The organism is Hoylesella marshii DSM 16973 = JCM 13450, assembly GCF_000146675.1.
In the GTDB taxonomy this organism is placed as follows: domain Bacteria; phylum Bacteroidota; class Bacteroidia; order Bacteroidales; family Bacteroidaceae; genus Prevotella; species Prevotella marshii.
In genome coordinates this window covers 925,595-949,959 of sequence record NZ_GL397214.1, presented here as the reverse complement: position 1 = coordinate 949,959, position 24,365 = coordinate 925,595, and the positions used below count along the sequence as shown (strand labels likewise).

Sequence of the window (24,365 nt, the reverse complement as noted above, 5' to 3'; positions counted from 1 at the left end):
AAGATAGTGGAATTAGCTTGTATGACAAAGGAAAAGACGGTATTTTATTTTGCGGTCTCTATCGTTTAAATTATCTTTGCATTCATAAAAAACGTCGTATGAAATCGGTAAGACCCAAGAAACATCTCGGACAACACTTCCTGACAGACCTCGATATTGCAAGACGCATTGCCGACACGGTGGATGCTTGTCCTCGACTCCCCATACTTGAGGTAGGCCCGGGTATGGGCATGCTCACGCAGTTTCTCGTAACCAAGGAGCGTCAGGTACGCGTCGTGGAGATAGACAGAGAGGCAGCTACCTACCTGCATAAGCATTTTCCGTTGATGCACGACGACATTTTGCGGGAAGACTTTCTGCGTATGAACCTGCAGAAAGTGTTTAACGGACAGCCCTTTGTGCTTACCGGCAACTATCCGTATGATATTTCATCGCAGATATTCTTCAAGATGCTCGACAACAAAGATCTCATACCTTGTTGTACGGGTATGATACAGCGTGAGGTAGCACTCCGCATGGCAGCTACAGAAGGCAATAAAACTTACGGCATACTGAGCGTACTGATGCAGGCGTGGTATGATGTGGAATACCTCTTCACGGTAGACGAAACGGTGTTTAATCCTCCACCCAAGGTGAAAAGTGCCGTCATCCGCATGACTCGCAACGGTGTTACCGACTTGGGCTGTGACGAACGGCTCTTCCGCAGGATTGTGAAAGCGGTGTTCGGACAGCGGCGTAAGATGTTGCGCGTAAGCCTGCGGCAAATCTTTTCCTCGATACCCGCCTCACCTGCTTTCTATGACCGAGATATCATGACCCGCCGACCGGAACAACTCTCTATCCCACAATTCGTAGAACTCACTAACCTTGTGGAGGCCGAACTACGGCAATTGCGCGATGTCGCAGTCTGCAAGAACGGAGAATTGCAGGCACATATATAATAAGGGTGTAGGGGAAGGGGCATCTGAAATGTCGGATGCAAACCTGTTGGAAAAGGTAGATAAGACAAGGACAAAATATGAAGCACACATCTTCTGTGGTAGAAGAAATCACGTACTAAAGGTACGCGAATTCGGGATAAGAGAATCTTATCTAATAGTCCCAAAGAGGCGACAGTCCGGCAACCTTATTCCGAACTCACGTATTTTTACGTTTATGCTTCAGAGTGCCGTACTCCCACACTTCCTTTAACTTTTTAGCTTCAGAGTGCCGCACTCCTATACTTCCTTTAACTTTTAATCTTCAGAGTGCCGCACTCTGGTATTTTTTATCATTCTACCTCCAAGCGTGCGGTCACTTTGCTCTTCGGTGTCCTCTCTCCTCGGGGATGCGGGTAAGCTCCGTCGGGGCTTACAGTCCGATAGCCTTATCCCGAACTCACGTAAAGGTAGACACCTCCCTTTCTATTGGCGAGTGTCAATATAAAAACAGCCCCCGAGAATCTCTCGAGAGCTGTTATCAACAATTTCTTTCAACATTTTAATAATAGCATTCTTTGTAATAGTATAAGAACTTAACCTTCATCAATCTTTGCCTCTCGGCAACTCTTACCTATATATAGAACCTATTGAGCCTGTTTTACAATCTTTATTTTAATTTTACCTTTTCTAATTACCTATTCGTTACCTCTGAAATGCAATCTTCTACCTTCAACTAATCCTACTGAATGTCAATTGCTATGAATGTTAATCTTCAACCGTTGTATATTTCGTCCGCAAAAGTACGCCTGTTTTTCTATTGCGCCAAGGAATCAATCGCCTTTCTCTCTCAAAAGGATACTTTCTTGATATAAATCAATACGGATAACAGCCTGTTGATATTGCGGTTAGCAAATACGGGCTGATAACTCCGGTAACGGCTTCGCGTCTGTTTGTGTGGGAATCCTTATGCGAAAGAAATTGCAGCTCTTTGTGTTGCATCCATAAAAAAGTAGTACCTTTGCAGCCAAAACATTATCATATTAAGCAAAGAATGGAAGACAAGAAATATAAGAGAACCACTATCACGGCCGCACTTCCCTACGCCAATGGCGGCGTTCACATCGGACATCTGGCGGGCGTGTACATCCCTTCGGATATATATGCGCGCTATCTGAGACTGAAAGGCGAAGAGGTGGCCTTTATCTGTGGCTCTGATGAACATGGTGTACCTATCACCATACGTGCCCGAAAGGAAGGAATCACGCCGCAAGATGTGGTAGACCGTTACCATACGCTGATAAAGAAGAGTTTTGAAGATTTCGGTATCAGTTTCGATATTTACAGCCGTACCACCTCGGAAACGCACAACCGTTTTGCGTCTGACTTCTTCCGCAAGTTGTACGACGACGGCAAGCTGATGGAGAAGACTTCGCGGCAATATTACGATGAAGAAGCACATCAATTCTTGGCCGACCGCTATATCACGGGCGAGTGTCCTCATTGTCATCACCAAGGTGCATATGGAGACCAGTGCGAGAAATGCGGCAGCGACCTTGACCCGACCGAGCTTATTAACCCGAAGAGCACCATCAGTGGTTCGAAGCCGGTCATGAAAGATACCAAGAACTGGTATCTGCCTCTCAATGACTATCAGGAATGGTTGAGGACTTGGATTCTCGAAGACCATAAAGAGTGGCGTTCCAATGTGTATGGGCAGTGTAAGAGTTGGCTCGACTTAGACCTGCAGCCCCGTGCCATGACCCGCGACCTCGACTGGGGAATTCCCGTGCCGGTGGAGGGTGCAGAGGGCAAGGTGCTCTACGTATGGTTTGATGCTCCCATCGGTTACATCTCGAATACCAAGGAACTCTATCCCGATTCGTGGGAGAAGTGGTGGAAAGACCCGGAAACGCGCCTTATTCACTTCATTGGTAAAGACAATATCGTGTTCCACTGCATCGTGTTCCCTGTTATGCTAAAAGCGCATGGAGGCTACATCCTGCCCGAAAACGTGCCCGCTAATGAGTTCCTGAATTTAGAAGACGACAAGATTTCCACCTCGAAGAATTGGGCGGTATGGTTGCATGAATACCTCGAAGAATTTCCAGGCAAACAAGATGTGTTGCGCTATGTGCTGACAGCCAATGCCCCCGAAACCAAGGATAACAACTTTACGTGGAAGGATTTTCAGGAACGTAACAACAACGAACTCGTAGCTGTATATGGCAACTTCGTGAACCGTGCGTTGCAGCTCACCCAAAAGTATTTCAATGGAGTTGTGCCCGCATGTGGCGAACTGACGGACATCGATTGCCAAACCCTCGATGAATTGAAAACTGTCAAGCAGAAAGTAGAGGGATTACTCAATGTCTTCAAGTTCCGCGATGCCCAAAAAGAAGCCATGAATCTGGCTCGTATCGGCAATAAATATATCACGGACTGCGAGCCGTGGAAGGTAGCTAAAGACGACATGAAGCGCGTCGAAACCATTCTCCATGTCTCTCTGCAACTCGTGGCAAATCTGTCTATCGTCTTTGAACCGTTCCTTCCTTTCAGCAGCAAAACATTGCGCGAGATGCTCCATGCAGAACATTTCGGGTGGGACAAGCTGGGAGAGAAAGACCTGCTAAAGGCTGGTCATCAGTTGGGAACTCCCGCCTTGCTTTTCGAGAAGATAGAAGACAGCGTGATAGAACACCAGCTGCAAAAGCTCGAAGATACGAAAAAGGCCAACGAAGCGGCCGATTACAAGTCCGAGCCCATCAAACCGGTGATAGACTTCTCCGACTTTGAAAAGCTCGACATCCGCGTGGGACATATCAAGCATTGCGAGAAAGTGAAGAAAGCCAATAAACTACTGAAGTTCATCATCGACGACGGAAGCGGCACGGATCGTACTATCGTCAGCGGAATAGCCAAGCACTATGAGCCCGAGGAGCTGATAGGAAAAGACGTTTGTTTCATTGCAAACCTCGCTCCCCGACAACTCATGGGCATTGAGAGTCAGGGCATGATTCTCTCGGCAGAGAACTTCGACGGCGCACTCAGCGTCACAACGCTCACCCGCCCCGTAAAGCCCGGCAGCCGTGTGGGGTAAGGAAGCAAAGGAAAAAAGGTAATTCATATCAATACATACGCGATTCGGGATAAGAGATTTTTTATCCTAATAGCCCCCAAGAGGTGATAGAACACTAATCCTCCATCCTCTGTCACCTCTTACGGGGGTTCATCTTTTTACACATATTTATCAGGAGTTATCCCCCTGCTTATGGTCTGTCGCCCCTTTGAGGCTTACAGTCCGGATAACCTTATCCCAAACTCTCGCATATATACAGGCTCTCATCAACCGATTCGGGTTAAAGATAGGTCGCAGGATAGTTAGAGGACAACTGCCTTTACAATAGGATTTAACCTCACGAGATATAAGGAGTATTAATTTCCCTACTTAGTGGGAAATATTTCCCTACTTAGAGAGACGAATTTCCCTACTTAGAGAGAAATATTTCCCACTAAGTAGGAAAATTATATTGCCTATTGTAAAGACGATGATAAACCATGTTTCGTCGACTTGATTATCTAACTGAGATAAGTCTTCTATCAAGTATGCGGGTTCGGGATAAGCAAACATGTCCGTTATCGGGCATAGGCCTTTCTCTCTTGATGAGTTGCTAATGACCAAATGGAGATGAGCAGCGTGCAGATTCAGAGAATTTAAGTTCAACGTTTGGCAGCCATCTTCATTTTTCGTACCTTTGGCGCATAATACAAGAAATAATCATGGGAATACTTAGCAAAACAGGCTGTTACGAGTATCTGGCCGAACCGTTTCACTGCGACTTTTCACTGCGGTTACAAATGGGGCATCTGGGGAATCATCTATTGAATGCCGCCGACTTCCACTCCAATGAACGGGGGTACGGAATGACCGACCTCAACCCCATCCACAAGACATGGGTACTCTCGCGTTTAGCGGTAGAGATGACCGACATGCCACGTGCCTACGACCGCTTCACCGTGGAGACATGGGTGGAGAGCGCCATGCGTTATTTCACGAGTCGCAACTTTGCCATCAGTCGCACCGACGGCTACGTGTATGGCTATGGGCGAAGTGTCTGGGCGATGATAGACACGGACACGAGGCAGCCGGCCGACATTTTCAAGATACGAGACGGATTGATAACGCAGTATGTGGAGACCGAGCGTGAATGCCCCATAGAGAGAGCATCGCGGGTGAAGATGACGGGCGATGAGCCTCTTGCACATACCCTCGAAACGCGCTACAGCGATGTAGACGTAAACGGACATATCAACAGCATCAAGTATATCGACCATGTACTCGACCTGTTCGACATAGACTTCTACTCCCGATATGCTTTGCGCCGCTTCGACATCGCTTACGTGGCAGAGAGTTATTTCGGCGACCGGCTTCAATTCTATTGTGCACAGGCAGGAGAGAACGAATACCATGTTCGCATTACTAAGATAAGCCTCTGCGACAAGACAGAGACGGAGGTGTGTCGCTGCCGTATATGCTTCGTCGAACGATAACTGCATCTATTGCTTCGTAAAGAGAAGGCCGGCCGTCAGTAAGCGCAGATGCCGATGATTAATTTTGCTGCCACAAGAGGAAAAAGGAAAGACAATGGTAGATTATCAAGCAATTATCAATCGATATTATACCGAGAACACCGAGTTGAAGCATATACTGCTGGTGCACAGTCGCTCGGTTGCCGATTGGGCACTCTGTATTGCTGCGGCACATCCGGAGTTGTCTGTCGACACGACGTTTGTAGAAGAAGCAGCAATGCTCCACGATATAGGCATCATTCGCTGTTATGCGCCGAGTATTCAATGTTTCGGAACACAGCCTTACATCTGTCACGGGCGTGAGGGAGCAGAGATGCTGAGAGCAGAAGGCTTGCCTCGCCATGCACGGGTGTGCGAGCGGCATACCGGTGCCGGCCTCTCTTTGCATGATATTCGTTCGCAGAACTTACCCTTGCCGCAGCAGGATTTCTTGCCCGAGACCATAGAAGAGCAACTGATTTGCTATGCCGACAAATTCTTCTCCAAGACTCGCCTCGACGAGAAAAAGACGGTGGAGCAAGCCGAACGGAGTCTTGCTAAGTTCGGTGAAGAGGGTGTAGCGCGGTTTAAAGAGTGGGAGCGTCTATTCGTTAAAATAGAAAAATAAAGACCTCATTTAGCCATTTATTCCTTACCTTTGCAGCTCATATCGCCCGAGAATGAGAACGAAGTCGCTAACTTGTTTTCTTTTATTTGTCGCTGTCTTTGTGATGGCGGGTATTCATTCCTCTTCCTTTCTAAAGAAGAGGGATGCGGAACGGCGCGACACTGTGATGTCGAAAGATTCTGCGGCGTCCACTACCGCCGAGAAAGCATCCCTTGACACAACGCAGATGGACTCCATGCAATTGGCCATCTACCACCACAACAAAGCCATCGACGATTCCGTGAGGCTCGATTCCATCAACCGCAGCAAGAAAAATGGCATTGACGCTCCTGTGAACTATTCGGCCAATGATTCGCTGATTTACGATGCTCATACGAATACCGCCCATCTGTTTGGTACTTCGCGCGTGAAGTACGAGGATATGAATCTCGAGAGCGAAAAGATATACATGAGCCTTGATAGCAGTATGGTACGTGCCGTGGGACGCAACGACACCGCCGGCAAATACATCGGACAGCCCGTGTTCAATATGGGACAAGACAAATACACCAGCGACACGATGGCTTTCAACTTCAAAACCAAGAAGGGATTTATCAACAGCGTTAATACCGCGCAGCAAGACGGATTCCTTTCCAGCGAGAAAGCCAAGCGCGATGCCGACGGCAACCTGTATTTAGAACATGGCCGATATACCACTTGCGACGAGGAACATCCCGACTTTTACATCGCGCTTTCTCGTGCCAAGGTACGCCCGGGTAAAGATGTGGCTTTCGGGCCGGCCTATCTGGTGGTCGCCGATGTGCCTTTGCCCTTGGCCATTCCTTATGGTTTCTTTCCGTTCAGCAAGAAATATTCCAGCGGTTTCATCATGCCGACCTACGGCGACGAAAGCGACCGCGGATTCTATCTCCGCGACGGCGGCTATTACTTTGCCATGAGCGACAAATGGGACCTCAAACTCTTAGGCGAGATTTATACCAAAGGCTCGTGGGGGCTCTCGGCAGCCACCAACTATACGAAGCGGTACCGCTATTCGGGGAATTTCTATTTCAGCTATCAAGACACGAAGACGGGCGATAAAGGATTGCCCGACTATATGCGCACAGAGAGTTTCAAACTGCAATGGAATCACCGGCAAGACCCCAAAGCCAATCCTTTCAGCACATTGTCGGCCAGCGTAAACTTTGCCTCCACCAGCTACGAGCGCAACAATCTTTCGAGCTTATATAATCCCTATTCGCTGACACAGAGCACACGCACATCGTCGGTCAGTTGGAGCACCACGCTCTCAAGTATCGGTATGTCTATCAGTGCCACCACTAACTTGTCGCAAAACATGCGCGACTCCAGTGTGGCCATGACCTTGCCCGACCTGAACGTCTCCATCAGTCGTTTCTATCCCTTTAAGCGCCGTCATGCTGTAGGCAAAGAGCGGTGGTACGAAAAGATAGCCCTGAGTTATACAGGACAGCTGAGCAACTCCATCTCCACGAAAGAAGACCGCCTCTTCAAGTCCAATCTCATCAAGGATTGGCGCAACGGTATGCAGCACAATGTGCCCCTCAGCGGTAGCTTCACCCTGTTCAATTACCTGAGCGTCAACCCGTCTTTCAACTTCACCGACCGCATGTACACCAACAAGGTGATGAAAACATGGAATACAACTGCCCAACGCGAGGTGAACGATACGGTATATGGATTCAACAACGTCTACAATTGGAACCTCAGTCTCGGTGTTTCCACCAAGTTCTACGTCTTCTTCGTGCCCAGCCGCAAACTCTTCGGCGACAAGATAACGGCCATCCGCCATGTCTTCACGCCGCAGGTGAATTTCAGCTACGCCCCCGATTTCAGTGCCTCGCGCTATGGATATTATAAGACCTATCAGAAGACCGACGCCCATGGCAACGTATCCTATGAAACGTACTCCCCCTATCAGAATGCCCTCTTCGGCGTGCCGGGCAGAGGCAAGACGGGAAGCATTTCGTTCGACCTCAGCGATAACATCGAGATGAAAATACGCTCAGACAAAGACAGCACCGGCTTCCGCAAACTCAGCATCATCGACGAAATCGGAGCTGCCATGTCATACAATATGGCTGCCGAGACCCGACCGTGGAGTGACCTCAGCATGCGCCTGCGCCTGAAATGGTGGAAGAACTACACGTTTAGCATGAACGCCGTGTTTGCCACCTACGCATGGGAACTCGACGGCAGTGGAAAACCCTTCATCGGCACACATACCGAATGGGGAAAAGGTCGCTTCGGGCGCTTCCAAGGCACGTCGCAAAACATCTCTTTCACCCTCACCCCCGAGAAAATAAAGAAATGGTTTGGCGGAGGAAAAGACGATAAGCAAGACACCAAGGCGAAAGACGACGATGAAGGCGTAGACACCAAACGCGAAAGCAACGTAGACGAAGACATGGTGAAAGGGCAGACCGGTGCGCAGAAAACAGAAAAAGGAAAGGCCGACACCGATGAAGACGGCTATATGAAGTTCTCCCTCCCGTGGTCGCTCACCTTTGGCTACGGTATCGTCATGCGCGAAAACACCGCCGGCACTTTCAACACCAAGCGCATGCGCTATCCTTATAAATTTACCCAAACACTCAATATGAGCGGCAACATACGCATCAGCGACGGATGGAACATCAGCTTCTCGTCGGGCTACGACTTCGAGACCCACCAACTTTCCATGACCACCGCCTCGCTCTCGCGCGACCTCCATTGCTTCAACATGAGTTGCTCGGTCGTCCTTGCACCCTACACCTCTTATAACTTCTCATTCCGTTGCAATGCCGCCACGCTCACCGATGCACTGAAATACGACAAGCGCAGCAGCTATAGCAACAGCATTCAATGGTATTAAGCACCGGAAACACTTTCCATATCTATCAACAAAAAAGCGAGTGGTACGCATCGTCGCGACGCGTACCACTCTATGTGTGTATATATAAAGGTGTTTCTTTTATGCTTCCCGCATCAGTTGCACCGCACGGCACTCTTTCACTCCGAAATCAATGATTTTTGCGCCGCACGGCACTCTTTCGCTCGGAAATCAATGATTTTTGCACCGCACGGCACTCGTTCGCTCGGAAATCAATGATTTTTGCACCGCACGACACTCTTTTGCTCGGAAATCAATGATTTTTGCGCCGCACGGCACTCTTTCGCTCGGAAATCAATGATTTTTGCACCGCACGGCACTCTTTCTCTCGGAAATCAATGATTTTTGCGCTGCTCGGCACTCTTTTGCTCGGAAATCAATGATTCCGGAACCTTTTGAGTGCCGAGCGGTGTCGGCAGAGGCTAAATCCGGCTTGCAGAGTACCGAGCGGTGCCGGCAGAGTCTAAATCCGGCTTGCAGAGTGCCGAACGGTGTCGGCAGAGGCTAAATCCGGCTTGCAGAGTGCCGAGCGGTGCCGGCAGAGGCTAAATCCGGTTACGTGGAGTGCGCGACTTACTCTGTCCACAGGTTGTATCCCGTTCCGGTGGTCTGCTCGTCGTCTTCCCATTCGTCGGCATCGAAGTCGCCGGACTTGGCATCGCCTTCATTGATGCTATGCCATGAATTAACGGGAAATTGTTCTGCGATATCGCCGCTCACGGCTAAGCGCACAACGCAGCTGACGGGGGCGAAAAAGCGAACAAAGGGAACTCCTCGGAGCCCTTTGTTGATAGGGGATGCGATACGCTTCGCGCGCGCGTATGTGAAAGCGTTTAAAGTGTTATCCGACTGGCGGTGCGAATGTGTGTGTGTTACACTTATTTCTTGAATAAACTGTTTTTCTTAGTCTTGGAAATAGACTCGTTTTACCCGATTGCTGATGCCTGTGAGCACTTCATACGGGATGGTGCTGAGCGCATCGGAGAGGACGGTTACGGGTAGTCTGTCGCCAAAGATTTCTACGGCATCGCCTTCTTTGCAGTCGATTCCCGTTACGTCGATCATGGCCACGTCCATGCAAATGTTGCCGATATAGTCGGCTTTTTTCCCGTTTACCAAGCAATAGCCATGGCGGTTTCCCAGTCGGCGGTTGAGCCCGTCGGCATATCCGATGGGGATGGCAGCGATGAGGCTGTCTCTCTCTACGGTTCCTCGTCGGCTATATCCTATCGTTTCGTGGGCTTTGACTATGCGCAGTTGCAGGATAGTGGTTTTCAGTGTGCATACGTTGTGGATGATGGCATTGCTGCGGGGATTCACTCCGTAGAGGCCTATTCCCAGGCGACACATATCTAACTGTCGTTCGGGGAAATGCTCGATGCCCGCCGAATTGTCTATATGTCGTAGAATTTTATGGGGGAAGGCTGATTGTATTTTCCGGCTTGCTTCGTCGAACAGGACGAACTGATGGCGGGAGAAATCGTCGAAGTCATTGCTGTCTGAGCCGACGAAATGGGAGAATACCGAGCGCGGAATGAGGGCATTCTGGTGTTTAAACACGTCGATGAGTTTTTCTATGTCTTGTTGCGGGTCGAATCCGAGGCGGTGCATGCCGGTATCGAGTTTGATGTGTACGGGATAGCCGGCGATTCCTTCCTTGCGGGCAGCTTTGATGAGAGCGTCTAAGAGGCGGAAACTATAGACTTCCGGTTCCAGCTCGTAGTCGAACATGGTCTTGAAAGCTGTCATTTCAGGATTCATAATCATGATGCTCGACGTGATGCCGTTGTTGCGCAATGTGACACCTTCATCGGCCACGGCCACGGCTAAATAATCCACCCGATGGTCTTGCAGTGTCTTGGCAATCTCTACGGCACCCGTTCCATAGCCGTTGGCTTTAATCATGCACACCAATTTCGTCTCGGGCTTCATGAACGAACGATAGTAATTCAGGTTCTCGACCAAGGCGTTGAGGTTTACTTCCAAGGTCGTTTCATGCACCTTTTTTACCAACAGGTCGGTCAGACGGTCGAACCCGAACCGGCGTGCCCCTTTGATGAGAATCACTTCATTGCGCAGTTTGTCGAAGGCCTCGCTGTGAATAAAGGATTCGCAGTCGGGGAAAAAGCATTTATCGGTTATCCCAATGCTGTCGGCATGGGCGCACAGTTGTCTTCCGATGCCGATAAACTTCTCCACCCTACGTTTGGCAGCGAGATGGGACACTTCGCGGTAAAGGTCTGCCGGCTTTCGCCCTGTCTGTTCTATGTCGCTCAATATCAGCGTTCGTTTACGTCCTTTGTGGTCGGGGCGACGATTCATGAAGTCGAGTGCGATGTCTAAGGAATGGATGTCGGAATTGTAGCTGTCGTTGATGAGCGTGCAGCCATGTTGTCCTTCTTTCACCTCTAACCGCATGGCCACAGGCTCTAAATGCGCCATTCGTTTGGCCAGGGCTGCCGGAGCGATACCTAAATAGAGGGCTACTGCGGTGCAAGTGATGGAGTTTTCCACGGACGCATCGTCGATAAAAGGTAATGTGTATTGGCCTTCTATGTGGTTTTTGTATCTATAGGAAACCGTAGTGTGTTCCGCTTGCTTCTCTATCCGGCTCACGTAAAGTTGCGCATTCTCATCTTTCGTAGACCATGCTATTGGCTCTCCTTCAAGCGATTCTTCGCTGATGAGCCGCGCAGTGAGTGCGTTGTCAGTGCAATACACGATGGTTTGCGCATGGCGAAAGAGGCGGAGTTTCTCTCGGCATTTCTCCTCTATCGATGCAAAATTCTCCTGATGAGCGGTGCCGATGGTGGTCAGAACACCGATTGTCGGACGTATGATCTCACGTAACGCATCCATCTCTTTGGGTCTACTGATGCCGGCTTCAAACAGGCCTATCTGCGTGTTCTCATTCAATAGCCACACCGAAAGCGGCACACCTATCTGAGAATTGTAGCTGCGCGGCGAACGGGTTACAAATCTTTCGGGCATCAACAGCTGGTAAAGCCACTCCTTCACCATGGTCTTCCCGTTGGAACCGGTAATGCCGATGATGGGAATGTGGAATGTCTCGCGATGTTTCTTAGCCAGCATCTGCAACGCTTTCAACGTGTCGGCAACTTTCAGGAAGTTGGCATCCGTATAGGAACTGCTGCTGTCCGGCAGAACCTCTACTGCAAAGTTTCTTACGCCGCGGCGGTATAACTCGGGTATATAACGGTGGCCGTCGTTGCGGTCGGATTTCAATGCGAAGAAGAGCGTTTCCTCGGGGAAACAAAGCGATCTGCTGTCTGTAAGGATAAAGCCTATCCGCGCGTCGGCTTCGCCGTAACGCTCTGCATTTATCAATGTGGTAATTCTGTCAATCGTATAAATCATGTCTCTGTCTGCCGTTTGTTGAGTGCAAAGTTAGTGGAAGTTGATAGACTGACAAAATAAACGGAATATTAAATACGCAAGCACCCTTTTTTGTATTTTGCCATTTGCATAGGCTATGCAAGCACCCAATTTTTTGTTTTGTCATTTGCATAGGCTATGCAAGCACTAAAAATTTTATTTTGCTCCTTGCAGTCCAACTGCGAGCACTTTATAGGGGATTCAGATACGGTTTCAGGTATTTTCCCGTAAGACTGCGGGCGTTGTTGCAGATGTCTTCCGGTGTGCCGACGGCTACAATCTCGCCGCCCTTGTCGCCTCCTTCAGGACCAAGGTCGATGATGTGGTCGGCGCATTTGATAATCTCCATATTATGTTCGATAACAATGATGGAATGTCCGCGTGCGAGAAGCGCATCGAAAGCCTGAAGGAGTTTGCGGATATCGTGGAAATGGAGCCCTGTGGTCGGTTCGTCGAAGATAAAGAGTGTCGGTTCTTTCCGTTCCTGCCCGATGAAATAGGACAGTTTCACGCGCTGATTTTCGCCGCCCGAAAGGGTGGAGGAGCTTTGTCCGAGTTTGATATATCCAAGTCCCACATCCTCCAAGGGGCGGAGTCGTTGGGCTATTTTCGTCTCGCCGTTGTCGGTAAAAAATGCGATAGCCTCTGATACCGTCATATTCAAAACGTCATTGATATTCTTTCCGGCAAAGTGTATATCGAGCACATCGCGCTTGAATCGCTGGCCGTGACAGGCTTCGCATTCTAATTCGAGGTCGGCCATGAATTGCATCTCGACGGTAATGGTGCCCGCGCCCTTGCACTCTTCGCAGCGTCCGCCGTCGGTGTTAAACGAGAAATACTGCGGCGAGAACCCCTGATTCCGTGCTTGCGGTTGGTCGGCAAAGAGTTGTCGGATGGCATCATAGGCCTTGATATAAGTAACGGGATTTGAACGCGTGCTCTTGCCGATGGGATGTTGGTCTACGAACTCTACGTGGCTGATGTGCTGCCAATCGCCCGCGAGCGCGGAATATTCGCCAGGGATGTCGGCTGCTTCGTCGAGTTGTCGCTTCAGCGCAGGGTAGAGAATGCCTCTCACGAGCGAAGACTTTCCGCTGCCGCTCACACCCGTGACAACGGTCAGCACATTGAGCGGAAATTTCGCATTTACTCCTTTGAGGTTATTCATCCGTGCGCCCGTCAGTTCGATGGCCATGTTCCAATGGCGGCGACTTGCGGGCACGTCTATGCGTTCGGTACCTGTCAGATATTTCACCGTGTGACTGTCGGGGTATTTCTTCAGCGATTGGGGCGTGATGTCGGCGGCCGAGCCCTCGAACACAATGCGTCCGCCGAGGCTTCCGGCATCAGGGCCGACATCTATCAAGTAATCGGCTGCCCGCATGATGTCTTCATCGTGTTCCACCACAATCACTGTGTTGCCCAGCTCGTTCAACTCGCGTAGCACGTGGATGAGCCTGTCGGTGTCGCGGTTGTGCAGACCGATGCTGGGTTCGTCGAGGATATAGAGTGAACCGACAAGCGAACTGCCGAGCGATGTTGTGAGGTTAATGCGCTGACTTTCCCCACCACTAAGCGTGTTTGAGGGTCTGTTCAGTGTGAGGTATCCCAGACCGACATCGAGCAGGAATTGCAACCGATTCTTGATTTCCACGAGCAGTCGTTTGCCGATTAGGGCTTCATGCTCCGTCAGTTGCAGGGTGTCAAACCATTCTTTCAACACCGATACGGGCATATCCACCAGCTCCGAGATGCTGCGCCCACCCACTTTCACGTAGCCGGCTTCCTTTTTCAGTCGTGTGCCATGGCAGTTAGGGCAGGTCGTCTTGCCACGATATCGGCTCAGCATCACGCGATATTGAATCTTATATTGGTTTTCTGTGAGCATTTGAAAGAAGGCATCGATGCAGACGCGGTCGTGAATATCGCCGCCCAACTCAGACGGCAAACCGTGCCACAGCCATTCCTTATGCTTCCGCGAGAGCTGGAAATAAGGTTCGAAGATAGGGAAACCGTCTTTCTCTGCCCGTCGGCAAAACTCCTCTTTCCAAGCCTTCATCTTATCGCCGTGCCAGCACTGCACGCAACCTTCATACACACTAAGCGATGAGTTGGGCACCACTAATTTTTCGTCAATGCCTATCACCCGACCGAAACCCTCGCAGACCGGACATGCCCCCAGCGGTGAGTTAAAAGAAAACATATTGGCGTTAGGTTCTTCAAAGTGCATGCCGTCGGCCTCAAATCGGGTCGAATATTCATACCGGATATTCCCCGGCAGAAACAGTAGCATACATCTGCCGTCGCCCTCATAGAGTGCTGTCTCGGCCGAATCAATAAATCGCGACACCGTCTCCTTGTTGTCGTCTACCGACAGGCGGTCTATCAGCAAGAAAACATCGCTCGGTGCAGCCTTCAAGTTCTCCTCATCGGCCATGAAATCCTCGATGCGCACGAATGTCTCATGATACCAAAGTCGCACGAATCCCTGCTGGTTTTCCATTTCCAACTGCTCCCTGAGCGACCTGCCCGTTCCCATTTTCAATGGTGCTACGATAGCGAACTTCGTACCTTTTGCAAACGACAGCATCTGCGTCACCATGTCTTCTGTCGAATGTTTCTTTACTTCCTCGCCGCTTATCGGTGAGAATGTGCGCCCGATACGTGCAAAGAGCAGCCGCATATACTCATAGATTTCCGTCGAAGTGCCCACCGTTGAACGAGGGTTACGGCTGTTCACTTTCTGTTCGATGGCAATAGCTGGCGGCAAACCCTTAATAGAGTCGCATTCCGGCTTGCTCATCCTGCCTAAAAACTGCCGGGCATAGGCCGATAAACTCTCCACATATCGTCGCTGCCCTTCGGCATACAATGTGTCGAAAGCCAACGACGACTTTCCCGAACCGCTTACACCTGCAATCACGATGAATTGATTTCGAGGAATGTTTACCGAGATATTTTTGAGGTTATTGGCTCGTGCGCCTTTTATCTGAATAAATGCTGTCATAGCGTTTCCTGTAAAGATGATGTTTTGTTGCTCATTTCGGCATGCAAAAATACATATTTGTCGCCGCTTAGCCAAACTTATCTTACCCGAAATATTCACCTCTTCGCCTCCTCCCGATGCGAGGTAATACAGTTCAAACTCTTCATCGCCCTATGGGCAACGACAAGACAACAGTTGCTTAGAGTGAAGCGACTGTCACACAACAACATACACTGCTGTTCAAGAAAGCATAGCGTTTAGGTTGTGAAAGCTATGCTGTAAGGACGTAGAAGCTAAGCGATGACAAAGTGAAAGCTTAGCTTTTAGGAATAAACCGATAAGATGTGGCTCTCTTCTCGTTTGTGAATGGTATGTCTTGAGGATTCTCCGTTGTTGCAATAGGGTGGCGTTTGCATCTGCGGGGTGCATCCTTTTCTCTTTTTGCGGATGAACTGTGGGCGGTGAAACGGCGTTATCTTCTTCTTCCGAAGATACCGAAGCCACTGAACCTGCGGTAGAGTTTCCATCCTAAAATCAGCCCATCGAGAATACTGCCGCCCGTGTTTAAAAGTCCTGTCAGTCGTTGGCTCGGGGTAGACGGGGACACTGCGGGGGCACGAAACATTTCATTCCACAGCACTCGAATGGTCTGATCGTCTTGTTGGATGTCTTTGCGGAGTGCTGCTTTCTTTGTTCTCAATTCTGCAAGCGAATTGAAAACAGGAGTCTGTTCGTTGGTTGTCATCATCTGTTATTTCTCCATTAATAGTCCGGCAAGGAATCTGACAAGTGGTTGTTCTATCCATTTCTTACGGAAAGCAAGGAACATCAGAAAGAAGATGAGATAGATACCTGCCACGATTCCGAATCCTCCGGCAGTGCCGACGGCCGGTTCCAAGGCGTATGCAACAGCGAAAGAAAGATAGATAAGGATAAGCAACACCAATAAAGACAGTATCACCGTCAATGTGATGACAGTGATGAGGCGCACTATTTTTTCTATTACATCGAGCTTAACGTATTCCGTTTGAAGCCCGATGTAATGTCTCAGCACTTCTACGAGTTGTGCAATGGTCTCTACATTTTTATCGCTTGAGAACATAGAAAGGCTTTAAACAATCTCTGAGCCGGTCTCTTTGATGTCGTCTACGAGGTCGTCCATCTCTTTGCGACTTAGCTTAATGTCATGTTTCTTGCAGAAGTCATCTATTGTATCTGCGATTTTTGAACGGGTGTCCGCACCTTTTTCCGGTGCAAGAAGCAAACCGATGGCTGCGCCGGCAATGGCTCCGCCAAGGAAGAACCCAAGATAACCTAATGTTTTCATCTTTCTTTATTTAATTAGTTAAACCATTATATATTAATAGCATGCAGACCGACCCTCATAGCAGGTGTAACCTTTGTCGGCTCGTTCTTTCTGCATCAGATGCCGTCTACTTTCTGCAAATATAGGAAAAGTTTTTGATATGAGCATCTTTCTGCCACCTATTTTATGTGAAATATATCGGGTATGCCGTATTTAACAAACTTTATGCTGCAATCATAGGCTATTCTTTTGTTTTTGCGTAATTTCGCGACATCATTAAAGATATTAAGTATAATCTCTAAGTAATCTTTTCAAACGTATGAAGAAATATGTTGTTTTATGTGCAGGCCTCTGTGCTACACTGTTTTTAGCAAGTTGCGGTTCCAATAAGGAAAGTGCTTATAGAAAGGCTTATGAAAAAGCTAAAGCACAAGAGCAGACCGGCAATCAGGAGAATGCAGAAGAGAATACCTACACTGTAACCCCTGTGGTAACGACACCGGTTACAGAGACACGCGTGGTAGACAACGTGGATAATGTGTCCGTTCGCCAAGAAAGCGTGACTCTTGTCAGTGGTTCCGGCTTGAAAGACTACAGCGTTATTGTCGGTTCTTTCTCGCTGAAAGCCAATGCCGAAAGCCTGCAAGGTCGCCTCGTTGCGGCCGGATATAGTGCTCAAATCGCATATAATGCCGATAGAAACATGTATCGTGTAGTGGCATCTACATTCGCAAACAAGGCTGATGCCGTGCGTAGCAGAAACGATTTCCGTGCCACTTATCCCGACGCATGGTTACTTTACGCTAAATAGGACTTCGGTTGATTGTGGCGCGAATCCTTTCAATAGATTACGGAAAGAAGCGTACAGGATTGGCAGTCACCGACCCGTTGCAGATGATATGTGGCGGATTGGCGACTGTTCCTACGTCTGAACTCTTCAAATTTCTGCAAACCTATATGGAAAAAGAACCGGTGGAGCGCATCGTTATCGGAGAGCCGAAGCAGCCAAACGGCATGCCCAGTGAGAACATGGCTCGTGTACAACAATTTGTAAACAGATGGCGGAAGGCCGTTCCCCATGTCCCCATTGAGTTCTACGATGAGCGGTTTACCTCCTTATTGGCGCATAAGGCCATGTTGGACGGCGGCTTGAAAAAGAAAGCAAGGCGCGACAAAGCACTGGTAGATGAGATTAGTGCCACCATTATCTTGCAGAGTTACTTGGAATCGATAAGAAAATGATTTTACCTATTTACGTTTATGGACAACCTGTGCTACGTAAGGTGGCACAAGATATATCTTCCGATTATCCAGACCTTCAGGAGTTGATTGCCAATATGTTTGAGACGATGGATTCCTCGGATGGCATTGGTTTGGCAGCACCGCAAATCGGGAAGAGTATTCGCGTGGTTGTGATAGATTTGAATGTGTTGTCGGACGACTTCCCTGAATACAAAGACTTTCGGAAAGCATACATCAATCCCCATATATTGGAGATTGATGAGACCTCGGAGAAACGGCTGATGGAAGAGGGTTGCCTTTCTATTCCCGGATTACATGAGAAGGTTCCGCGTTTTTCTCGTATTCATGTTACCTATTTGGATGAAGCATTTGTGTCTCATGACGAATGGGTGGAAGGGTATTTAGCACGCGTCATGCAGCATGAGTTCGACCATTTGGAAGGGAAAATGTTTGTAGACCATATTTCCCCTCTTCGTAAACAGCTGATAAAAAACAAACTGAAAGCCCTCACGCAGGGACGCTATGAGTGTAGCTATCGCACCAAACCGATGAGATAACCCTTGTCGAAAACGAAAGCATGGTCAAGTGTCGAGTATATGTACTGTGACCGAAAAGGATGGGATAGGAACCTCCTGCCTGTTTAAAGGCTTTTCCCATTTTAAGTAATACCTTTGTAACGACCATGAGGATTGTTGGCCGGCAATCGGTTCTTTTATTCTTTTGGGTGTATAGGTGAGAATCCATATATATAAATATGTATAGAAAGTGTATCGTCTTATTCCTTTTTTTACTGTCTGTATCGGCGCATGCCCAGTACAATATAGACAGGCTGATTACAAGCGGACGTATCGCGTTGCACTATGAGGACTATGTGCTTTCCATACAATATTTCAATCAGGTGCTTGCCCAAAAGCCCTATTTATACGAACCTTGGCAACTTCGGGCTATAGCCAAGTTCTGTCTCGACGACTTTGCCGGTGCCGAAGCAGATGCTTCCGAAGCCATTCTTCTGAATCCGTATGTACCGGAACTTTATGATTTACGTGGCGTGTCACGCATCAGACAGCGTAAGTTTACGGAGGCTATACACGATTATACCACCGCGATTAAAGCAGACCCAATCAATCGCAACTATTGGTACAACCGTGCGATATGCAGAATGGAAAACAAGGAATACAAGCAAGCACAGACAGAATTGGATACCATCATCGGCCGGTGGAACTCTTTTGCCGCTGCATACGCTTTGAAGGCCGAAGTATGTATGCAACAGAAAGACACAGCGGAAGCGGCTAAATGGTTGGATAAAAGTTTGGAAACAGACCCTTACAACGGGGAAGCATGGGCGATGAGAGGAGTTATTGCTCTATCGAAAAAACAGTGGAAAGATGCCGATAACTATATAGGTAAGGCCATTCACTTGAAGCCTAAATCCGTGAACAATTACTTGAATCGTGCCATTGCAAGGTTGAATACGAACAATCTGCGAGGGGCGATGGGTGATTATGATACTACTTTGGACTTAGACCCGAACAATTTTCTGGGGCACTACAATCGTGGCTTGTTGCGAGTGCAGGTGGGTGATGACAACAGAGCCATCAAAGATTTTGATTATGTATTGAAAATAGAACCGGATAATTTAATGGCTTTGTTTAACAGGGCAACATTGTTAGACCGTACCGGTGACCTTCGAGGGGCTATCCGCGACTATTCAAAGGTGATAGAGCGATTTCCTAATTTCTGGACAGGCCTGCAATATCGTGCCAACTGCTACCGTAGACTGGGTATGACGGCCAAGGCCGAATTAGATGAATTTCGTATTTTCAAAGCTCAAATGAACAAACATTTGGGCATACAGAGCCGTTGGAGCCGAAAGAAATTAAACGAGGTACGTAGAAAAAGCGACATCGACCCCGAAAAATACAACCAAATTGTCGTGGCAGACGACAATTCCGTGGAGCATGAGTATAAGAGTGAATACCGCGGAAAGGTGCAGAACAGACATGTAGAAACAGACTATATGCCGATGTATGCCCTGTCTTATTTCCAATATGCCAATGGAATTCAGTCTTACCAAGCCTTCGACAAGGAATTGGAGCAGGTTAATCGCATGCAGCAACCATTGCATCGCATCTATATAACGTGTAATCCTAAGCCACTGGATGAAAGTCAGTCGAAATCATTCTTTTTGCTGATAGATAGTTTGACGGCAGACATCTCTGCACCCCATGAGGCAAAACGTACCGCCGGACTTCTGCTGCAACGTGCTGTAGCCTATTCCGTGATACAGAACTATGAAGATGCAATCCGCGATTTAAATGCCTGCATCGAAGTTGACAGCACATCATCTTTAGCTTATTGGCAACGGGCAGTATGCGAATCGATGATGAATGATTTTAATCTCTCTCTCGGGATGAACGACCGTTTGAAAGCCGCCAAAGTGTTGGCAGACTTCAATGAGGCAATCAGACTGAATCCGCAAAATGCGTATCTTTATTATGACAGGGCGAACCTCCATGTTTCCCGAAAGGATTACAGCAAGGCAATAGATGATTATACGCAGGCTGTTCGGTATGATTCACGGCTTGCTGAGGCCTATTATAATCGTGGTTTGGTACGTTTCAACACAGGAGAAAAAGCCTCGGGAGCACTCGATTTGAGTAAGGCAGGCGAGCTCGGACTGTTTGATGCCTACAGCATTATCAAGCGATACAATGGGAAATAAGTGCCGGTTTCTCCCCACTAATTTTTCCCTGTTTTATTCTATTATATCAAAGGAAAATGCTACTTTTGCATTCAAATTGATTAAAACGAAGAAGTTATGATAAAAATCACGTTTCCAGACGGCTCTGTTCGTGAGTACGAAAAAGGCGTAACCGGACTTCAGATAGCTCAAAGCATATCACCCGCATTAGCCCGCGAAGTGATATCCTGTAGTGTAAACGGCAAGACTGTAGAACTCAATCGTCCTATCAACGAAGATGCAACATTTGCCTTGTATAAATGGGAAGATGAGGAAGGTAAGCATACATTTTGGCACACCTCAGCCCATTTGTTGGCAGAAGCACTCCAAGAACTGTATCCGGGCATCCAATTCGGCTTTGGTCCTGCCATAGAAAACGGCTTTTTCTATGATGTGATGCCGAAAGATGGGGTCGCCATCAGTGAAAATGATTTCCCTAAAATAGAGGAAAAGATGCGTGAGCTCGCCAAAAAAGACGAACCGGTGGTACGTAGAGATATCTCTAAAGCCGATGCGTTGAAAGAGTTTAAGGAAGACGGGCAGGAATATAAGGTGGAACACATTGACCTCGATTTGGCGGATGGCACGATTTCCACCTATACTCAGGGGGCTTTTACCGACCTCTGTCGTGGGCCTCACTTGGTTTCTACGGGAGCTATTAAGGCCATTAAGATTACAAGTGTGGCCGGTGCCTTTTGGCGTGGCGACGCCAAGCGCGAGCAGATGACGCGTATCTACGGTATTACTTTTCCGAAGAAAAAGATGCTCGACGAGTATCTTGTCATGCTCGAAGAGGCAAAAAAGCGCGACCATCGCAAGATAGGGAAAGAAATGGAACTCTTCATGTTCTCAGAGCGTGTAGGAAAAGGTCTGCCTATCTGGCTGCCCAAAGGTACGGAACTGCGTCTGCGTTTGCAGGGAATGCTCCGCAAGATACAAAAGAATTACGGTTATCAGGAAGTGATAACACCGCATATTGGCTCAAAGAACCTGTATGTAACAAGCGGGCATTATGCACATTATGGAAAGGATTCGTTTCAACCGATACATACTCCGGAAGAGGACGAAGAGTATATGCTCAAACCCATGAACTGTCCCCACCATTGTGAAGTCTTCTCATGGAAACCCCGTTCTTATAAAGATTTGCCTTTAAGAATCGCAGAGTTCGGCACTGTTTATCGTTATGAGAAGAGTGGGGAACTGCATGGCCTGACCCGTGTACGCTCTTTTACGCAGGACGATGCTCACATCTTTTGCCGTCCGGAACAAGTAAAGAGCGAGTTTCTGCGTGTGATGGACATCATACAGACAGTGTTCAAAGTCTTTGATTTCAAAAATGTAGAAGCACAAATCTCTCTCCGCGACCCTAATGACCGAGAGAAATACATTGGAAGCGACGAAGTGTGGGAACATTCGGAGCAATCTATCATTGAGGCTTGCAAGGAGAAAGGACTCAATGCCAAAATAGCCTACGGAGAAGCCGCTTTCTATGGTCCCAAGCTCGACTTTATGGTAAAAGATGCCATCGGACGTCGTTGGCAGCTCGGAACGATACAGGTAGACTACAACCTGCCTCAGCGTTTCAAACTCGAATACACGGCCGACGACAACTCAAAGCAGACACCTGTTATGATACACCGTGCCCCGTTCGGCAGTATGGAGCGGTTTACCGCTGTGTTGATAGAGCATACCGCAGGGCATTTCCCGTTGTGGTTGACTCCCGACCAAGTGGCGATTCTTCCTATTTCAGAGAAGTTCAACGATTACGCCCGCAAGGTCGCTCACTATTTAGACTCTGTGGGTGTGCGTGCCAATATTGACGAACGTAATGAAAAAATAGGGCGTAAGATACGTGATAATGAAATCAAACGCGTTCCTTACATGGTTATTGTAGGCGAGAAAGAGGCTGCCGAAGGGCTTGTCTCCATGCGTAAACAAGGAGGAGGCGAGCAGGCTACCATGAGTATGGAAGACTTCGCAACCCGCATCAACGAAGAAGTGGCTGCATTGATAGCAGAAACGAACGTGAAACCGAAAGATTGAAAACGCATCTCCATTCATATTAAATTATCAAACGTGGCAGAGACAAAGTATATATTCGTGACAGGGGGTGTGGTCTCTTCTTTGGGAAAGGGAATCATCTCATCTTCTATCGGCAAGTTGTTGCAGGCAAGAGGATATAACATTACAATACAGAAATTCGACCCTTATATCAATATTGACCCGGGTACGCTCAATCCCTATGAGCACGGAGAATGCTATGTGACGGTAGACGGCATGGAAACCGACCTCGATTTGGGACATTATGAACGGTTTACCGATATACAGACCACCAAAGCCAACTCCCTTACCACGGGAAGAATCTATAAGGCGGTGATTGATAAAGAACGGCATGGCGACTATTTGGGCAAGACCATCCAAGTGATTCCGCACATTACCGATGAGATAAAACGCAACGTAAAATTGTTGGGGAAGCAAAATAAATATGACTTTGTGATAACCGAAATCGGGGGTACGGTGGGTGACATAGAGTCGCTTCCCTTTTTGGAGAGCATCCGACAACTAATGTGGGAATTGGGCGACAATGCCCTTTGTGTGCATCTTACCTATATACCTTATTTGAAAGCAGCCGACGAGCTGAAGACCAAGCCTACCCAACACTCGGTGAAAGAGTTGCAGAGCGTGGGTATTCAGCCTGATATTTTGGTGTTGAGAACAGAGAAGCATTTGGGCGATGGCATGTTGCGTAAGGTGGCAAGTTTCTGTAATGTAGATTTCGACTGTGTAGTACAAAGCGAAGATTTGCCAAGTATCTACGAAGTGCCCGTGAACATGCAGGCGCAGGGACTTGACACCGTGATACTGAAAAAGATGAAACTTCCTGTAGGGGAGACACCGGCACTCGGCCCGTGGCGTAAATTTCTGGAACGTCGCAAGAAAGCCGTGAAAGAAGTAAATATTGGTCTTGTAGGCAAGTACGATTTGCAGGATGCCTATAAAAGCATTCGTGAGAGCCTCTCGCAAGCTGGCACTTACAATGATTATAAGACCGTGATAACCTTTATCAATTCAGAGAACCTGACGGAAGATACCGTTGCCGAGAAACTAAAGGGCATGGATGGAGTCGTGATTTGCCCTGGATTTGGCCAACGAGGCATAGAAGGCAAGATTGTAGCCGCTCATTATACGCGCACTCACGATATACCGACTTTCGGTATCTGTCTGGGTATGCAGATGATGGTTGTGGAGTTTGCACGCAACGTTTTGGGGTATGCCGATGCCAACAGTCGCGAGATGGACGAGAAGACAAAGCACAATGTTATCGATATTATGGAAGAGCAGAAGAACATCACGAATATGGGTGGCACCATGCGTCTTGGTTCTTATGAATGTGTTTTGAAGCAAGGCTCGCGCACGTTTGATATTTACAAGAAAGAACATATACAGGAACGCCACCGCCATCGCTACGAATTCAACAACGATTATCAGAAAGAATATGAAAAGGCCGGCATGCTTTGTGTGGGACGCAACCCTGAGAGCGAATTGATAGAGATTGTGGAAATCCCCGGTTTAAAATGGTATATAGGCACACAGTTCCATCCAGAATACCAAAGTACGGTACTTAATCCGCATCCTTTATTTGTGGATTTCGTGAAAACGGCCATAGCTAATAAAAAAGACTAAGCTA

At 48.2% G+C, this 24,365-nt stretch carries 17 protein-coding genes; 11 read left to right on the top strand and 6 right to left on the bottom strand.

Features of this window, described 5'->3' with window-relative positions:
- Nucleotides 1-98 precede the first annotated feature (98 nt).
- The 5 genes from rsmA (at nucleotide 99) to HMPREF0658_RS03965 (ending at nucleotide 8,986) form a co-directional block, all read left to right on the top strand.
- Nucleotides 99-941: a 16S rRNA (adenine(1518)-N(6)/adenine(1519)-N(6))-dimethyltransferase RsmA gene (gene rsmA / locus HMPREF0658_RS03985; RefSeq protein ID WP_006948748.1), complete on the top strand. Its 843-nt coding sequence runs from the start codon at nucleotides 99-101 to the stop codon at nucleotides 939-941.
- A gap of 1,030 nt (nucleotides 942-1,971) precedes the next feature.
- Nucleotides 1,972-4,017: a methionine--tRNA ligase gene (metG, locus tag HMPREF0658_RS03980; protein WP_006948743.1), complete on the top strand. Its 2,046-nt coding sequence runs from the start codon at nucleotides 1,972-1,974 to the stop codon at nucleotides 4,015-4,017.
- A 680-nt stretch (nucleotides 4,018-4,697) separates the two neighbouring features.
- Nucleotides 4,698-5,468 carry an acyl-[acyl-carrier-protein] thioesterase gene (locus HMPREF0658_RS03975; protein WP_006948738.1) on the top strand — a complete coding sequence of 257 codons (771 nt, stop codon included), beginning with the start codon at nucleotides 4,698-4,700 and terminating at the stop codon, nucleotides 5,466-5,468.
- A 94-nt stretch (nucleotides 5,469-5,562) separates the two neighbouring features.
- On the top strand, nucleotides 5,563-6,114 hold the full coding sequence (locus tag HMPREF0658_RS03970) for an HDIG domain-containing metalloprotein (protein ID WP_024990997.1): 552 nt from the start codon (nucleotides 5,563-5,565) through the stop codon (nucleotides 6,112-6,114).
- Nucleotides 6,115-6,280: 166 nt separating this feature from the next.
- A complete protein-coding gene (locus tag HMPREF0658_RS03965) occupies nucleotides 6,281-8,986 on the top strand; it encodes a putative LPS assembly protein LptD (protein ID WP_374188088.1) in 2,706 nt (901 codons plus the stop codon).
- A gap of 591 nt (nucleotides 8,987-9,577) precedes the next feature.
- On the opposite strand, the gene HMPREF0658_RS10910 is transcribed toward HMPREF0658_RS03965, so the two are convergent.
- From HMPREF0658_RS10910 to HMPREF0658_RS03940, 6 genes are all read right to left on the bottom strand, one after another.
- On the bottom strand, nucleotides 9,578-9,736 hold the full coding sequence (locus HMPREF0658_RS10910; RefSeq protein WP_006948724.1) for a hypothetical protein: 159 nt from the start codon (nucleotides 9,734-9,736) through the stop codon (nucleotides 9,578-9,580).
- 171 nt (nucleotides 9,737-9,907) lie between these two features.
- Entirely contained in the window at nucleotides 9,908-12,382 is a 2,475-nt protein-coding gene (locus HMPREF0658_RS03960) for a bifunctional UDP-N-acetylmuramoyl-tripeptide:D-alanyl-D-alanine ligase/alanine racemase (protein WP_006948721.1), read from the bottom strand.
- Nucleotides 12,383-12,590: 208 nt separating this feature from the next.
- Nucleotides 12,591-15,410 (bottom strand): excinuclease ABC subunit UvrA, encoded by a 2,820-nt coding sequence (gene uvrA / locus HMPREF0658_RS03955; RefSeq protein WP_024991021.1) that lies wholly within the window; start codon nucleotides 15,408-15,410, stop codon nucleotides 12,591-12,593.
- A gap of 451 nt (nucleotides 15,411-15,861) precedes the next feature.
- Complete coding sequence (locus HMPREF0658_RS03950) at nucleotides 15,862-16,137, bottom strand: hypothetical protein (RefSeq protein ID WP_006948717.1); 276 nt, start codon at nucleotides 16,135-16,137, stop codon at nucleotides 15,862-15,864.
- A 3-nt stretch (nucleotides 16,138-16,140) separates the two neighbouring features.
- Complete coding sequence (locus HMPREF0658_RS03945) at nucleotides 16,141-16,491, bottom strand: phage holin family protein (RefSeq protein ID WP_006948715.1); 351 nt, start codon at nucleotides 16,489-16,491, stop codon at nucleotides 16,141-16,143.
- A 9-nt stretch (nucleotides 16,492-16,500) separates the two neighbouring features.
- The gene (locus tag HMPREF0658_RS03940) at nucleotides 16,501-16,716 is read right to left on the bottom strand and encodes a YtxH domain-containing protein (protein ID WP_006948714.1); all 216 of its coding nucleotides are present in this window, start codon (nucleotides 16,714-16,716) and stop codon (nucleotides 16,501-16,503) included.
- A 298-nt stretch (nucleotides 16,717-17,014) separates the two neighbouring features.
- Between HMPREF0658_RS03940 and HMPREF0658_RS03935 the strand changes: the two genes are divergently transcribed.
- The 6 genes from HMPREF0658_RS03935 (at nucleotide 17,015) to HMPREF0658_RS03910 (ending at nucleotide 24,361) form a co-directional block, all read left to right on the top strand.
- The gene (locus HMPREF0658_RS03935; protein WP_006948712.1) at nucleotides 17,015-17,506 is read left to right on the top strand and encodes an SPOR domain-containing protein; all 492 of its coding nucleotides are present in this window, start codon (nucleotides 17,015-17,017) and stop codon (nucleotides 17,504-17,506) included.
- A 14-nt stretch (nucleotides 17,507-17,520) separates the two neighbouring features.
- Entirely contained in the window at nucleotides 17,521-17,937 is a 417-nt protein-coding gene (ruvX, locus tag HMPREF0658_RS03930) for a Holliday junction resolvase RuvX (RefSeq protein ID WP_024991022.1), read from the top strand.
- On the top strand, nucleotides 17,934-18,494 hold the full coding sequence (gene def / locus HMPREF0658_RS03925) for a peptide deformylase (RefSeq protein ID WP_006948708.1): 561 nt from the start codon (nucleotides 17,934-17,936) through the stop codon (nucleotides 18,492-18,494). The genes ruvX and def overlap by 4 nt, the downstream gene beginning before the upstream one ends.
- Before the next feature lie 197 nt (nucleotides 18,495-18,691).
- Entirely contained in the window at nucleotides 18,692-20,659 is a 1,968-nt protein-coding gene (locus HMPREF0658_RS03920) for a tetratricopeptide repeat protein (RefSeq protein ID WP_006948706.1), read from the top strand.
- Between the two features lie 96 nt (nucleotides 20,660-20,755).
- Entirely contained in the window at nucleotides 20,756-22,720 is a 1,965-nt protein-coding gene (gene thrS / locus HMPREF0658_RS03915) for a threonine--tRNA ligase (protein WP_006948703.1), read from the top strand.
- Between the two features lie 33 nt (nucleotides 22,721-22,753).
- Nucleotides 22,754-24,361: a CTP synthase gene (locus tag HMPREF0658_RS03910; RefSeq protein ID WP_006948701.1), complete on the top strand. Its 1,608-nt coding sequence runs from the start codon at nucleotides 22,754-22,756 to the stop codon at nucleotides 24,359-24,361.
- Nucleotides 24,362-24,365 lie beyond the last annotated feature (4 nt).

Bases quoted from the DNA above. Each gene is read 5' to 3' on its own strand.
- rsmA (WP_006948748.1), top strand. From the start codon at position 99: ATGAAATCGGTAAGACCCAAGAAACATCTCGGACAACACTTCCTGACA.
- metG (WP_006948743.1), top strand. From the start codon at position 1,972: ATGGAAGACAAGAAATATAAGAGAACCACTATCACGGCCGCACTTCCC.
- HMPREF0658_RS03975 (WP_006948738.1), top strand. From the start codon at position 4,698: ATGGGAATACTTAGCAAAACAGGCTGTTACGAGTATCTGGCCGAACCG.
- HMPREF0658_RS03970 (WP_024990997.1), top strand. From the start codon at position 5,563: ATGGTAGATTATCAAGCAATTATCAATCGATATTATACCGAGAACACC.
- HMPREF0658_RS03965 (WP_374188088.1), top strand. From the start codon at position 6,281: ATGTCGAAAGATTCTGCGGCGTCCACTACCGCCGAGAAAGCATCCCTT.
- HMPREF0658_RS03960 (WP_006948721.1), bottom strand. From the start codon at position 12,382: ATGATTTATACGATTGACAGAATTACCACATTGATAAATGCAGAGCGT.
- uvrA (WP_024991021.1), bottom strand. From the start codon at position 15,410: ATGACAGCATTTATTCAGATAAAAGGCGCACGAGCCAATAACCTCAAA.
- HMPREF0658_RS03950 (WP_006948717.1), bottom strand. From the start codon at position 16,137: ATGATGACAACCAACGAACAGACTCCTGTTTTCAATTCGCTTGCAGAA.
- HMPREF0658_RS03945 (WP_006948715.1), bottom strand. From the start codon at position 16,491: ATGTTCTCAAGCGATAAAAATGTAGAGACCATTGCACAACTCGTAGAA.
- HMPREF0658_RS03940 (WP_006948714.1), bottom strand. From the start codon at position 16,716: ATGAAAACATTAGGTTATCTTGGGTTCTTCCTTGGCGGAGCCATTGCC.
- HMPREF0658_RS03935 (WP_006948712.1), top strand. From the start codon at position 17,015: ATGAAGAAATATGTTGTTTTATGTGCAGGCCTCTGTGCTACACTGTTT.
- def (WP_006948708.1), top strand. From the start codon at position 17,934: ATGATTTTACCTATTTACGTTTATGGACAACCTGTGCTACGTAAGGTG.
- HMPREF0658_RS03920 (WP_006948706.1), top strand. From the start codon at position 18,692: ATGTATAGAAAGTGTATCGTCTTATTCCTTTTTTTACTGTCTGTATCG.
- thrS (WP_006948703.1), top strand. From the start codon at position 20,756: ATGATAAAAATCACGTTTCCAGACGGCTCTGTTCGTGAGTACGAAAAA.